Genomic DNA, 13287 nt, shown 5'->3' on the forward strand with positions numbered 1-13287 from the left:
CTCCCGTGTTGGATCTCGCCACCTGGCGAACCGCGTCAGAGGCGCACGAGGAGCGTGCCGACGCCCTCACCGCTGACCACCGCGGCAGGCGGCTGCGTGGCGAGCAGCACCCGATCGAAGACTTCCTGTTCACCTACTACCCGTTCAAGCCCGCTGAGCTGCGAAGGTGGCACCCGGGGGCCGCGGTCGCGCTCGAGGACGCGCGGGAACGCGCGGAGTGGCGGTACTACGGGGTCGACTCTGAGGGGGTGGCGACCGTCGATCTCGCCGCGTTCTTCGAGAAACGCGGCCAGACCGTCACCTACGTAGAGCGGCTGCTGGAGGCGACGCTGGATCGCACCCCGCAGTTTGGCTGCTTCGGCCTCCACGAGTGGGCGATGGTCTACAGGCTCACCCCCGAAGAGACCAGGCACACGAGGTTGCCGCTGCGCATCGGGCACGCGGCGACCGACGCCGTTGTTGAGTCGCACACGATCGGCTGCAGCCACTTCGACGCGTACCGGTTCTTCACGCCCGCGGCCGCGCCGCTCAACAGGCTTGCACCGACCAGGGAAACGCAGCCCGAGATGGAGCAGGCCGGCTGCCTGCACGCGGGCATGGACATCTACAAGTGGGCGACGAAGCTCGGGCCGATCATCCCGGGTGAGCTGCTGCTCGATGCGTTCGAGTTCGCGCGTGACATCCGCTTCGTCGACATGCAGGCCTCGCCGTACGACGTGACCGGCTTCACGAACCACGAGGGTGTGCCGCTTGAGGCGATCCCGATCGAGACGCCTGCCGGTAAGCAGGAGTATGTGCGGCGGCAGCGGGCCTTCGCCGAGCGCGGGAATGCGCTGCGGGGCCGCGTGCTCCAAGCAATCGCGGCCGCGCGCGAGGCGCTCGCGGCCGAGCTGTAGTACCTGGGTGACAGGAGCGACCGCGGGTGGTAGCGTGCGAGACATGGAGACCGCACTGAGGCGCCACCGGGTGTTGAGGGCATGCACATGGATTGGGCTTGTCCTGGTACTCGGCGCCTGGGCGGCGTCGATCGCGGCGCAGGCGCCCTGGACGGCGTGGTTCAGCGTGGCGCTCTGGGGAACGATCGGCGTCGGTGTCGCCGTGAGGCTCGTTCGCGGAAGGGCCGGAAGCAGCGGTCTCATTGGCGCGGGTGAAGAGCTGAACCGAATGTACCTCGGGCGCACCACCTCCCCGAGTATCTCGGGAACCGCCGCAGAGAGCTCTGAGATCGGCGAACCGCGCCGACCCGGGCCCACGGTGTAGGGGCCCGAGCCAGCCGCGCGGCTAGTGCCTGGCGAGGATTGCCTCGTGATCCGTGCCATCGGGCAGCACGCCGTAGTCGATCCCGCGATCCTCACCGAGCCGCGCGCCGATGAACGCCTCTGCGCTTGCCGTTGGCGCGTACCGGAGCATGAGCCCGGCCTGAAGCGCGAGGCCCATCGACCCGACGAGCCGGCGAGCGCGCGACTGCGCGACGTCTGGGGTCGCGCCGGCCATGTCGGCGAGTTCGCGCTGCACCCGGGCCCGCAGCGCGTCGTAGCGCGTGTCAGCTCCAGCGGCGAGCGCGAGCTCAGCGTCGAAGGCGGCGACGCTCTCGGGCTCACGGGTGAGTGCTCGAAGCACGTCGAGGGCGATGACGTTCCCCGAGCCCTCCCAGATCGCGCTCACCGGCTGCTCGCGGTAGCGCATCGCGAGTGGGAAATCCTCGGTGTAGCCGTTGCCGCCAAGGCACTCCATCGCCTCATACGCCTGGCCCGGCCCGCGTTTGCAGACGCGGTACTTCGCGACGGCTGTCGCGAGCCGCCTGAAGGCCTGTTCTTGCTCGCCGGCCGCATCCTCGTGGGCGGCGGCGAGCCGCATCGCGGTGAGCGTCGACGCCTCGGCCTCGAGAGCGAGATCGGTCACGACGCCGGTCATCGCGGGCTGGTCGATGAGGGTGCGCCCGAACGCGGCACGGTGCCGCACGTGCCAAAGCGCCTCGGCCGCCGCCTGCCGCATTCCGGCCGCGGTGCCGATCACGCAGTCCAGCCGCGTGCGGGCGACCATCTCGATGATCGTGCGCACCCCGCGCCCGGCCTCCCCCACGGGGAAGGCGACGGTGCCGTCGAGCTCGATCTCGCTCGACGCGTTCGACTTGTTGCCGAGCTTGTTCTTCAGGCGCTGCACACGGAACTCGTTGCGCGTGCCATCCTCAAGCACTCTCGGCACGAAGAAGCAGCTGATGCGCCCCTCGGGGTCGCTCTCCTCGCGGGCGAGCACAAGAAATGCGTCTGACATCGGGGCCGAGCAGAACCACTTGTGCCCGGTGAGCAGCGCGCCGCCCTCGACCCGCCTCGCGACGGTCTCGTTCGCGCGCACGTCTGATCCGCCCTGTTTCTCGGTCATCGCCATGCCCATGATCGCGCCGGGCTTCTCCCCGGGCGCCCGGAGCGAGCCGTCGTACCCGGTGCCGAAGAGGCGCGGCAGCCACACCTTGGCGAGGTCGGGCTGGTGCTCGAGCGCGGGGACCGCGGCGTGCGTCATTGACACCGGGCAGGCGTGCCCGGGCTCAACCTGGGCGAAGAGCGAGAACATGGCGGCCCGCGCCACGTGCGCACCCGCTCGGGGCGTCGCCCAGGCCGAGGTGTGGGCGCCCGCCCCGATCGCTGCCCCGATAACCCGGTGGTAGGAGGGGTGGTAGCGCACCTCGTCGATCCGGTTGCCGCGGTGATCGAAGCTCACGAGCTCGGGGCCCTCCGCGTTGGCGAGCCGCGCGTCTTCCTGAAACTCCGCGGTGCCGACGTGGGCGCCCGCGTCGGTGAGGGCGGCGTCTGCCCAGCCCGCGCCGAAGGCCTCAACCGCGTCTCGCAACACCGGGTAGGTGAGGTACTCATTGACGTTCACGCGCTCGGGCGGCTGGTTCTTGACCTCGTGTGTTCTACCAACGGGCGCCGGCTTCAGGGTTGCCGTGGTCATCGCGGGTGCAGCTGTTGTGGTTGACATCGGTGTCTCCTTCAAACTGTGGTGGTGCGGGTCGGGGTTAGTGCGTGTTGCGCGGGTGGTGCGAGTTCGCGGTGGCGCGTTCGTCAGGGAAGTCGGCGGGGCGTTCGTGCGGCGGCAGCACCGCGAACCCGGCGAGGCGCTGGCACGCGGTGGCGAGGGTTTCAAGTACTTCCTCATGCTCTTCGGGGCCGCCGGGCACGGGGGCGAGCGGCCTGATGACGGCCTCGCCGATCGCTCCGACAATGGCCGGGGCGAGCAGGTCGATGCGGTGCGCCCGCAGCGCCCCCTCACGCACGCCGTCAGCAAGGATCTCTGCGACCGTTTCGGTATAGGCGCGCCGGAACACGAGCCGCTCGCGCTCAACGCCGACGTCTGCGGCCTCGAACAGGAGCGCCGTCGCGAGCGTGCGGCCACGCAGGGCGCGCGCCCCGAACACCCTGACGAGGGCGTCGAGCCTGTCGACGGCGGGAGTGAGCAGCCGCGCGTCGGCGCCGAATGCAACGGCCGACCGCACGACCTCGAGCTCGATGCCAGCGGCCCGCTCGAAGATCGCCGCGCTGAGCGATGCCTTGTCGGGGAAGTAGGTGTAGACGGTGCCCGTCGAGACGCCAGCGCGCTCGGCAACCCTCGCGATCGTTGCGGCCGCGAAGCCACCGTCGGCAACGAGCTCGTGGCCTGCCTCGACGAGTGCGGCATTGCGGGCGAGCTTGTGCTGCTCCGTGCGGTCTGTGCTGCGGTAAGCCACCCTTGCCTGCTTTCTCGACGGCTGCGTCGTGCGGTCACGTGATCAGGCTGCTGCCCTCACACCACCGCGACCAAAATCTGGCCTTTCGCAAACAATTGAATCATGGTTCAATTGTTTGCGAAAGGCCCGAAGCGAACGAACTCTTCGGCAACGCCTGACAACAACGTCGTTGATCAAGGAGGATCGATGGATCTCAGCAGCATGCTCGAAAGCACCGCACGGAAGTTCCCGCAGAAGGAGGCGCTCGTCGCGGGCGACCGCCGCTACACCTACACCGATCTTGTCGAGCAGTCTCGGCGCGCGGCGCGCGTCTTCCGCGACGCCGGCCTGTCCCGCGGAGCATACGTTCCCGTCGTCGCCTTCAACACGCCGGGCTTTGTGTTCGCGGCGTTCGGGCTGTGGCGGGCGGCGATGGCGCTCGCGCCCGTGAACCACAAGCTCACCGCCCCCGAGCTCCGCTTCCTCGTCACGCACAGCGGCGCGGAGGTTGGCGTCGTCGACGCGACGCTCCTCGAGACCGCCCGGGCGGCGGCACCCGGGGTGCGCTGGCTCGTCACGGAGGCCGCGAACTTCCCCGACATCGAGGTGGATCCCCGAGACGACTTCGACGCGCTCCTCGCAGCGGCAGACCCCTGGGACGGGGAGCCCGTAAGCGAGACCGAGGTCGCCCAGCTGCTCTACACCTCGGGCACGACGAGCGACCCCAAGGGCTGCCTGCACTCCCACCGCGGCATCACCACGGTCGCCGCCTACTGCGCGATCAGCGGCGGCCTGCAGGCTACCGACAGGTTTCTCATCGCTATGCCGATCTGGCACTCCTCACCACTCAACAATTGGTTCATGCCGATGATGATGCTCGGCGGCACCGTCGTGCTGCTTCGCGAGTACCACCCGATCGAGTTTCTCCGCACCATTGAGCGCGAGCGGACGACCGCGTTCTTCGGCCCAGCGATCGCCTACCTCGCGCCGCTCCAAGCAGCGAAGGCCGCCGGCCTCGAGTGGGATGCGTTCGACCTGTCGAGCGCACGGCTGTGGCTCGCAGGCGGCGCCCCCATCGGCCAGGAGACCATGCAGACCATGCGGGCGGCGTACCCCTCGGGCGGCTTCCAGCAGGTGTACGGCATGAGCGAGATGGGGCCAGTCGGCGCGACACTTCTTCCCGCTGACCAGGAGCGGAAGGCCGGCTCAATCGGGCACGCCGGCATGCCAGGGGTCGACCTCCGAGTGGTCACCCGCGAGGGGCGAGACGCGCTGCCGGGCGAGACCGGCGAGATTTGGCTGCGCTCAGACACCCGCATGATTGGCTACCTCGGCAACCCGGAGGCGACCGCGAAGGCCTTCGAGGGCGAGTGGTACAAGTCAGGTGACCTCGCCAGGCTCGACGAAGACGGGTACCTGTTCATCGCCGACCGCATCAACGACATGATCATCTCCGGTGGCGAAAACGTGTACACGCTCGAGGTCGAGAACGCCGCGCGCGAGCACCCGGGCGTCGCCGATATCGCGGTCGTCTCGAGGCCCCACCCCGAGTGGGGCGAGACCGTGGTCGCGGTTGTCGTCGCGAGCGATGCGGGCGCGCCCGAGCTCGAGGAGTTCCGGGCATTCCTGGGTCAGCGACTCGCGCGCTACAAGGTGCCGCGCGACGTGGTCACCGTCGACGTGCTACCCCGGAACCCGTCGGGCAAGGTGCTCAAGCATCGCCTCCGCGAACTTGTTCGGGAGGGCGCCGGGACAGCGTAGCCGGGCGGCGTCCGCTGGGCACCGGGCCGGGGCTGGGGGCCTGCTGCGCCGAGCCCCCAGGCCAGGGCGCTCTGGGCCCGCCGATCCTGATCGTCAGAATAGGGTCGGCGCCGGTGCGCCCGGCACCGCGTCCCACAGGGGCAATGCGTTGGGGTCCGAACGGTGCTCCGGCAACGCCCCTCCCGTGCTCGGCAGCTGCCGCGCGCCCCGCACCCCGGCCGCGGCGATCGGCGGGTAGGGATCTCGGCTGCGCCGGGCGCTGCCGGAGAACTCGAGACCGTGCTTGCGGATCAGCGGCCGGATCCGCGCGGCGAGTTCAAGCCTGTAGGCCTGAGTTGCCTTGCTGGAAGCGCCGGGGTAGAGCCTGCGGTACGCGGGCACGAGGTCTGGATACTCGCGACCAAGCCACGCGAAGAACCAGGGCTTTACGGCCGATCGGAGGTGCAGCGCGCCGTACATGACTGAGCGCGCGCCCGCCTCCCGGATATCGCTGAGCAGCGCGTCAAGGTGGGCGTAGCCATCCGTCAGGTGCGGAAGCACCGGCATGACGAACACATCAACCTCAAGCCCCGCCTTTCGGGCCGCAGCAACGGTGTCGAGGCGGGCCCTCGTGGTGGGGGTGCCGGGCTCGATCGACTGCTGCAGCGCGTTGTCCCCGACCGCGATCGACATGGCGAGCTCGACGGGTACCCGCTTCGACGCCTCGGCGAGCTGCGGGAGGTCACGACGCAGCAGCGTCCCCTTGGTGAGAATCGAGATCGGGGTATGGCGCGCTGCGAGCGCCTCAATGATGCCGGGCAGTAGCGCGTACCGGCCCTCCGCTCGCTGATACGGGTCGGTGTTCGTGCCGAGGGCGACCATCTCGCGCCGCCAGGAGGGCCTCGCGAGTTCTCGGGCAAGGACCTCGGCGACGTTGACCTTCACAACGATCTGCGAGTCAAAGTCGGTGCCGGCGTCGAAGTCGAGGTACCTGTGCGAGCCGCGCGCGAAACAGTACACGCAGGCGTGCGAGCAGCCGCGATACGGGTTGATCGTCCAGGAGAATGGCATTGACGACCCCTCGGGCACCCGGTTCAGGGCGCTCTTCGCCAGCACCTCGTGGAACACCATGCCCGCAAACTCGGGCGCTCGCGTCGTGCGGAGGTGGCCGGGCATCGCGGCGACCTCCGCGACCTCGAGCCCCGGGAGAGCCGTCGTCGAGACCGACTCTGCCGAGGCCAGGCCCGCGGAAACCGCCGCGCTCTGCCCGCTCCACCTCATGCCCCTATTCGAACATATGTTCGAATAAAACACAAGCGGGCGCGCTGATCGAACAGTGCCCCGGTCAGCCCCCCTCCCTCGCCCCCAAATTCTCCGGTGCACATCAAATACCGCGGGAATTTGATGTGCTGGGGAACATTTGGGGGTGAGGGGCGGGCGGCCGGGCGAAGGGCCAGCCGGGCGAAGGGCCAGCCGGGCGCCGCGGGCGGGGAGAAAGCCGGGCCTATGGCTGGGGGCGGCGTCTCCCGCGAATCGCGCGCAGCGCCCACAGGATCGCGACCAAGTCGACGACCTCCTGCATCCAGGCGCCAACGATCGCCGGCAAGAACCCGAAGGCGGCGACGAGCATCAGGCCGACGCTGACCGCGATCCCGAGCCAGATGCTTTCGAGCGCGATGCGCACGGTGTCTTTGCCGATCCGCACCGCCTGGCCGACCCCATCAAACCTGTCGAACCGGTTCACCACGTCGGCGGACTCGCTCGCGGCCGTCGACCCCCTCGCGCCCATCGCGAAGCCCACATCGGCAGCCGCAAGCACCGGGGCGTCGTTAAGGCCGTCGCCGACCATGATGAGTGGGCGCGGCTGCAGTTCGCTCGCGATCCTAACCTTGTCGGCCGGGGTGCACTCCGCGTACACCTCGTCGATGCCTGCCTGCGCTGCCATCGCATTTGCGGTCGCGGGAACATCGCCCGTCACCATCGCAAACCGCTCGAGCCCGAGCTCGCGCAGCTCGCGGAGCACCTGCGGGGCCTCGGGCCGCAGCTCATCGCGCATGATGAGGGTGCCGAGAAACCGGTCGTCGAGCGCGACGTAGATCGCGAGTTCGCCTGCAGCGAGGGTGGTGAGCTCGAGATCTGCAGCGGCCTTCGCGACCCAGCTCGGCTTCCCCACCCGCACGGTCCCGTCGGCAACGACGGCCTCGACACCATTGGTTGCGCTCTCCTCGGCCGACTGTACCGGCAACAGCGCAATGCCTCGCGCCTTCACGGTCTCAACTACGGCGCTCGCGAGCACGTGTGACGAGTACACCTCAGCGCTCGCGGCGAGCTGAAGCAGATACTCCTCGTCGACTCCGGCGGCAGGCCGCACCTCGCGGGGCTCGGGCTTGCCCGTCGTGAGCGTCCCAGTCTTGTCGAAGGCCGCCGAGCGCACCTTCGCGAGTTGTTCAAGCGTGCCACCGCCCTTCACAATCAATCCACTCTTGGCAGCGCGGCTCATGCCGCCGAGGAACGCCACCGGCGCCGCGATGAGCAGCGGGCACGGGGTTGCGACGACGAGCACCTCGGCGAACCGGACCGGATCCCCGCTCACGAACCAGGCGACGCCTGCGATCACGAGCGCGACGACGGTGAAGGGGAGCGCGTAGCGGTCTGCGAGCCGCACCGTCTTTGCCCGGCTGCTCTGCGCCTGCTCAACGAGATCAACAATCTGCTGGTACTTGCTGTCTTTCGACGTCGCGGCGGCGCGCATGGTGATCGCGGTGGATCCGTTCACGACACCGCTCGCGATCCGTTCATCGCGAGCGCGCAGCACGGGAAGGCTCTCACCCGTAAGCGACGACTCATCGAACTCGGCGGAATCGATGAGCAGGATCGCGTCCACGGGTACGAGCTCGCCCGGCCGCACGAGCAGGTGGTCGCCAACGCTGATCTCGTTCACGGCGACGGTCTCGGTGCGCTCTTCGGCCGCGGCCGCGGGGGGCTCTGCCGCGGCTGCCGGCGCCGCGGGCGCGGCCGGTGCGGGCGCGGTGAGGAGCCTGGTAGCCTGCTGCGGGGCACGCTTGAGCAGCGCTGTCAGCTCTTGCTTCGAGCGGTTCTCGGCGTAGTCTTCGAGAGCTTCGCCTCCCGTGATCATGAGCACAACGACGAGGGCCGCCCAGGGCTCGCCAACGCTCACGGCGGCAACGATCGCAATCACGGCGAGGATGTCGAGGCCCGCGTGACCGCGCATCAGCTGCCTGACCATCTCGTACGCCTGCCAGACGGCGATGCACAGAGCATAGCCCCCGACGATCCACGGAGCGATACCGCGCGCTGGCGTCGCGAGCATCACGAGCCCGACGACGCCCGCGACGATCGTCAGCACGACTGCTGGGTAGGCCTTCGCACCACGCAGAATGAGGTTCATAGCCCCATCCTGCTACTCCCTAGCAAGCGAGGGCAACATGCGTGTGTGAAGTATTTGGCCCCGAAGCTGCCGCGGCCTCGCGAGGCGAGCCCGCGGGCCCTACTGACCGCGTGGGATGAGCCGCTGCAGCTGGGTGACGTGCGCCGGGGTGAGCTCTTCAAGCGTCTTCACCTCGAGCAGCTTCATCGTGCGCACGATCTGGTCGGAGAGGATCGTGATCATGCGATCCACCCCCTCGCGACCGCCCGCCATGAGGCCGTACAGGTACGCTCGCCCGACAAGCGTGAACTTCGCGCCCATTGCGATCGAGGCAACGATGTCTGCACCGTTCATAATGCCGGTGTCGATCGCGATCTCGGTGTGGTGCCCCACCTCGCGCGCGACCTCCGGTAGCAGGTGGAACGGGATCGGCGCGCGATCAAGCTGGCGCCCGCCGTGGTTCGACAGGATGATGCCGTCGACTCCGAGGTCGACGAGCTTCTTCGAATCCTCGAGGTTTTGCACGCCCTTCACGACGAGCTTGCCAGGCCACATCGAACGGATCACGTCGAGGTCCTCGAACGAGATCGAGGGGTCCATCGCCGAGTCGAGCAGCTCACCGACGGTGCCGCCCGTGGAGGAGAGCGAAGCGAACTCAAGCTTCTGTGTCGTGAGGAAATCCCACCACCACCAGGGGCGCGGGATCGCGTTCGCAATCGTGCCGAGCGAGAGCTGCGGCGGGATCGAGAAGCCGTTGCGGGCGTCGCGCAGTCGCGCGCCGGCAACCGGCGTATCGACGGTGAACATCAGGGTGTCGAACCCCGCCGCCGCCGCGCGCTCAACGAGGCCGTAGGAGATCTCGCGCTGCCGCATGACGTACAGCTGGAACCAGTTGCGACCGTTCGGGTTCGTCGCCTTCACATCCTCGATCGATGTGGTGCCGAGCGTCGACAGCGTGAACGGGATCCCTGCCGCGGCGGCTGCGCCAGCCCCGGCAATCTCGCCCTCGGTCTGCATGAGCCTCGTGAACCCCGTCGGCGCGATGCCGAACGGCATTGCGGACTCGCCGCCGAAGATCTGCGCGCGAGTGTCGACCGTCGAGACATCCCGCAGGATCGAGGGATGGAACTCGATGTCCTCAAAGGCCTGACGCGCACGGCTCAGCGAAAGCTCGCCCTCGGCTGAGCCGTCGGTGTAGTCGAACGCAGCTTTGGGGGTGCGGCGCTTCGCGATGCGCTGCAGATCATAGATCGTCAGCGCGCCGTCGAGGCGGCGCTTCTTTCCGTTGAGCTCAGGCTTCTTGAACTTCATGAGATCGAGGATCTCGCTGGGGCGAGGGAACTGTCGCTGGACCACTTGACGCCGCCTTTCTACTGTCGAAACGAGTTGGGGTTAGATGCGGCCGGCAGCCCGCAACTCCACCCACCCAGCACCACCAGGGAACACCCACCGATCACGCGACGCCTCCAGCATCTCAGCACCCGTCCCCGGCAACACCGGAGCAACATAACTCCCGCTCACCACCCGCGCCGGCTCAACAAAATGCTCATGCAAATGATCCACAAACTCAACCCGCTTCCACCCAATCTCCCCCGTGAGCGCAGCGTAGTCAAAGAACGAATAGTGCTGCACCAACTCGCACAGCCCCACACCACCAGCATGCGGACACACCGGCACACCAAACTTCTTCGCCATCACCAGAATCGCAAGATTCTCATTCACCCCAGCAACCCGCGTCGAGTCCAACTGCAACACGTCAAGCGACCCAGCCTGCAACATCTGCTTAAAGATGATCCGGTTCATCACCGCCTCACCTGTCGCCACCTTGATCGGCGCCACACTACGGCGAATCTCAGCGTGCCCCAGCACGTCATCAGTGCTCGTGGGCTCCTCAATCCAGAACGGATCAAACTCGGCAAGCGCGTTCGTCCACGCGATCGCCTCATCGACCTCCCACCGCTGATTCGCATCAATCGAGATCCGGACCTCGGGCCCCACAGCCTCGCGCGCGAGCCGCATCCGCCGCACGTCGTCCTCCAGGCTCGTCCCAACCTTCAACTTGATCATGTCGTACCCGGCCGCAACCGCCTCCTTCGACAAGCGCACAAGCTTCTCGTCGGAATACCCCAGCCAGCCAGGCGTCGTCGTGTACGCGGGATGCCCATTCGCGGCAAGCTCCGCCAACCGCTCAGCCTTCCCGGCCTCACCCGCACGCAGAATCTCAAGCGCCTCCTCAGGAGTCAACGCGTTCTGAATGTGCGTGAAATCAATCGCCGAAACAATCTCCTCGGGACTCATCTCAGCAAGCAGCCGCCACAACGGCTTCCCCTCACGCTTCGCCCGCACATCCCACAGCGTATTGATCACCGCGCCAGCAGCCATGTGCGAGACGCCCTTCTCCGGGCCAAGCCACCGCAACTGCGAATCATGCACGAGGCGCTTCGCCGCGGCCCCCAGATCATTCACTAACTCATCGAGCTCAAGCCCCACCAGCCGGGCCCCGTAACTCTCAATCGCTTTCGCAACGATCTCGTTGCCACGGCCAGCAGTAAACACGAGGCCATACCCACGTTCACCATTGTCAGCCTCAAGCACCGCGTACGCGGCCGAATAATCAGGATCAACATTGACCGCGTCGGAGCCATCAAGCTCAAGCGAAGTAGGAAAGCGCACATCGTAGCTACGCACCGAAGTAATAACAGGCATGTTGAGAATCCTATATGACCTAGCAATTTCCTACACGATTAGTTTCGGGCTTTGCGCGCACGCGCGACGAAACACTGAGGGCCGCCGCTCCCCCGCGCGTTGCAGGAGGGCGACGGCCCATTCGTGGAAGTCAGCTGCTACGCCGTGGGCCGCAGCCGGAGTCCGTCCATGCCGCCATCGACCGCGAGCGCCGTGCCCGTCGTTGACCCGGCAAGCGGGCTCGCCAGGTAGGCGACCGCCGCTGCGACCTCCTCCGGCTGGACGAGCCGCAGGTGCGGCTGGCGCGCCTCGAGCGCCGCGCGCTCCGCCACGGGATCCGGCGCCGAGTCGAGCAGGCGCTGCACCCACGGCGTGTTCGCCGTGCCTGGATTCACGCAGTTCACCCGGATGCCCTCCCGGAGATGGTCGGCCGCCATCTGCAGCGTGAGCGAGTACACGGCCCCCTTGGACGCGCCGTACAGCGCGCGCTCGGGAAGCCCGGCGGTTACGGCGATCGACGCAGTGTTCACGATCGCGGCTGCCGGCGACTTGCGGAGCCACGGCAGCGCGGCGCGTGACACCCGCACGAGCCCGAGCACGTTGATGTTGAGCACCCGCTGCCACTCGGCGTCGTCGTTCGTCTCGATGGTGCCCTGTGCACCGACGCCTGCGTTGTTGACGACGATATCGATGCGGCCAAAGCGCTCCGCCACAGCCTGAATGCCGGCGTTCACGCTGTCGGTGTCGGCGATGTCGACGCGCACGGCGAACACGCCCTCGGGTACGTTCTCGGTGTTCAGGTCAAACACGACCGCCTCGGCGCCGCCGGCCCGGAACCTGTCGACGATCGCCGCGCCGATCCCGGAAGCCCCACCCGTGACGATCGCGACAAGTCCGTCAAATTCTCCGCTCATCAGTTCGCCTCCTCGTACGCGACGTACTCCTGGCGCTGGCCGCCGAGACCCTCGATCGACACCTCGACTACGTCACCCGCCGCGAGGTAGGGGAAGCGGCCGGAGAGCGCGACGCCCTCGGGTGTGCCTGTGAGCACGAGATCGCCGGGCTCGAGCACCATGTATTGGCTGAGTTCGTGCACGATGTGCGCGATACTGAAGATCATGTCGGCGGTCGTCGAGTCCTGCCGCGTCTCGCCGTTCACGCTGCTGCGCAGCCGCACGTTCTGCGCGTCGATCTCGTCGCGGGTGACGAGCCACGGGCCGGTCGGCGAGAACCCGGGAGCGGACTTGCCTTTGCCCCACTGGCCGCCCGACAGCTCGATCTGCCAGGTGCGCTCGGACAGGTCGTTCACGACGACGTAGCCCGCGATGTAGTCCTCTGCCGCTTCGAGCGACTCGATGTAGCTCGCGCGCTTCCCGATGACGATGCCGAGCTCGACCTCCCAGTCGGTCTTGACGCTCCCCTTCGGAATGACGACGACATCGTTCGGCCCAACCACGGTGTTCGGCAGCTTGTTGAAGATGACCATGTTCTCGGGCGGCGCCGAGCCCGACTCGGCCGCGTGCGCGGCGTAGTTCATGCCGACGCACACGAGCGCCGACGGGCGCGCGATCGGGGCACCGATGCGCATCTCGGCGGCCCCATCAAGCACGGGCAATTCGCCGGCATCGAGTAGGCGCTGCGCCTCGGGGATCCCTGATTCGAGGAATGCGCCGTCGATCTTCGCGGTGATTGCGCGCAGATCGTACGTGGCCGAGTCGGTCACGAGGGCGGGTATTTCAGCCCCGATGGGACCAAGCTGGGCGAACTTCAT

Annotated in this window: 11 protein-coding genes; 3 read left to right on the forward strand and 8 right to left on the reverse strand. The window is 67.7% G+C overall.

Going from position 1 to position 13287, the window contains the following annotated elements; genetic code table 11:
* The first annotated feature begins 5 nt into the window (after positions 1-5).
* Together FB468_RS10335 and FB468_RS10340 are read left to right on the forward strand one after the other, a co-directional pair.
* On the forward strand, positions 6-896 hold the full coding sequence (locus tag FB468_RS10335) for a 3-methyladenine DNA glycosylase (protein WP_141888256.1): 891 nt from the start codon (positions 6-8) through the stop codon (positions 894-896).
* 43 nt (positions 897-939) lie between these two features.
* Positions 940-1260 (forward strand): hypothetical protein, encoded by a 321-nt coding sequence (locus FB468_RS10340; RefSeq protein WP_141887266.1) that lies wholly within the window; start codon positions 940-942, stop codon positions 1258-1260.
* 21 nt (positions 1261-1281) lie between these two features.
* Here FB468_RS10340 and FB468_RS10345 read toward each other — a convergent pair whose 3' ends face one another.
* Positions 1282-2979 (reverse strand): acyl-CoA dehydrogenase family protein, encoded by a 1698-nt coding sequence (locus tag FB468_RS10345; RefSeq protein ID WP_246055847.1) that lies wholly within the window; start codon positions 2977-2979, stop codon positions 1282-1284.
* A 37-nt stretch (positions 2980-3016) separates the two neighbouring features.
* Entirely contained in the window at positions 3017-3724 is a 708-nt protein-coding gene (locus FB468_RS10350; RefSeq protein ID WP_141887267.1) for a TetR/AcrR family transcriptional regulator, read from the reverse strand.
* Between the two features lie 186 nt (positions 3725-3910).
* Here FB468_RS10350 and FB468_RS10355 point away from each other — a divergent pair, with 186 nt between their 5' ends.
* Positions 3911-5464: a class I adenylate-forming enzyme family protein gene (locus FB468_RS10355; RefSeq protein ID WP_141887268.1), complete on the forward strand. Its 1554-nt coding sequence runs from the start codon at positions 3911-3913 to the stop codon at positions 5462-5464.
* Positions 5465-5557: 93 nt separating this feature from the next.
* Here FB468_RS10355 and FB468_RS10360 read toward each other — a convergent pair whose 3' ends face one another.
* The 6 genes from FB468_RS10360 to FB468_RS10385 form a co-directional block, all read right to left on the reverse strand.
* Positions 5558-6724 carry an Rv2578c family radical SAM protein gene (locus FB468_RS10360; RefSeq protein WP_141887269.1) on the reverse strand — a complete coding sequence of 389 codons (1167 nt, stop codon included), beginning with the start codon at positions 6722-6724 and terminating at the stop codon, positions 5558-5560.
* A 223-nt stretch (positions 6725-6947) separates the two neighbouring features.
* On the reverse strand, positions 6948-8852 hold the full coding sequence (locus FB468_RS10365; RefSeq protein ID WP_141887270.1) for a heavy metal translocating P-type ATPase: 1905 nt from the start codon (positions 8850-8852) through the stop codon (positions 6948-6950).
* Positions 8853-8951: 99 nt separating this feature from the next.
* A complete protein-coding gene (locus FB468_RS10370; protein WP_141887271.1) occupies positions 8952-10187 on the reverse strand; it encodes an alpha-hydroxy acid oxidase in 1236 nt (411 codons plus the stop codon).
* 36 nt (positions 10188-10223) lie between these two features.
* Entirely contained in the window at positions 10224-11537 is a 1314-nt protein-coding gene (locus tag FB468_RS10375; RefSeq protein WP_141887272.1) for an enolase C-terminal domain-like protein, read from the reverse strand.
* 137 nt (positions 11538-11674) lie between these two features.
* Positions 11675-12430 (reverse strand): SDR family NAD(P)-dependent oxidoreductase, encoded by a 756-nt coding sequence (locus FB468_RS10380; RefSeq protein WP_141887273.1) that lies wholly within the window; start codon positions 12428-12430, stop codon positions 11675-11677.
* The gene (locus FB468_RS10385) at positions 12430-13287 is read right to left on the reverse strand and encodes a fumarylacetoacetate hydrolase family protein (protein ID WP_141887274.1); all 858 of its coding nucleotides are present in this window, start codon (positions 13285-13287) and stop codon (positions 12430-12432) included. Before FB468_RS10385 ends, FB468_RS10380 begins: the two co-directional genes overlap by 1 nt.

Source organism: Leucobacter komagatae, from assembly GCF_006716085.1.
Taxonomy (GTDB): domain Bacteria; phylum Actinomycetota; class Actinomycetes; order Actinomycetales; family Microbacteriaceae; genus Leucobacter; species Leucobacter komagatae.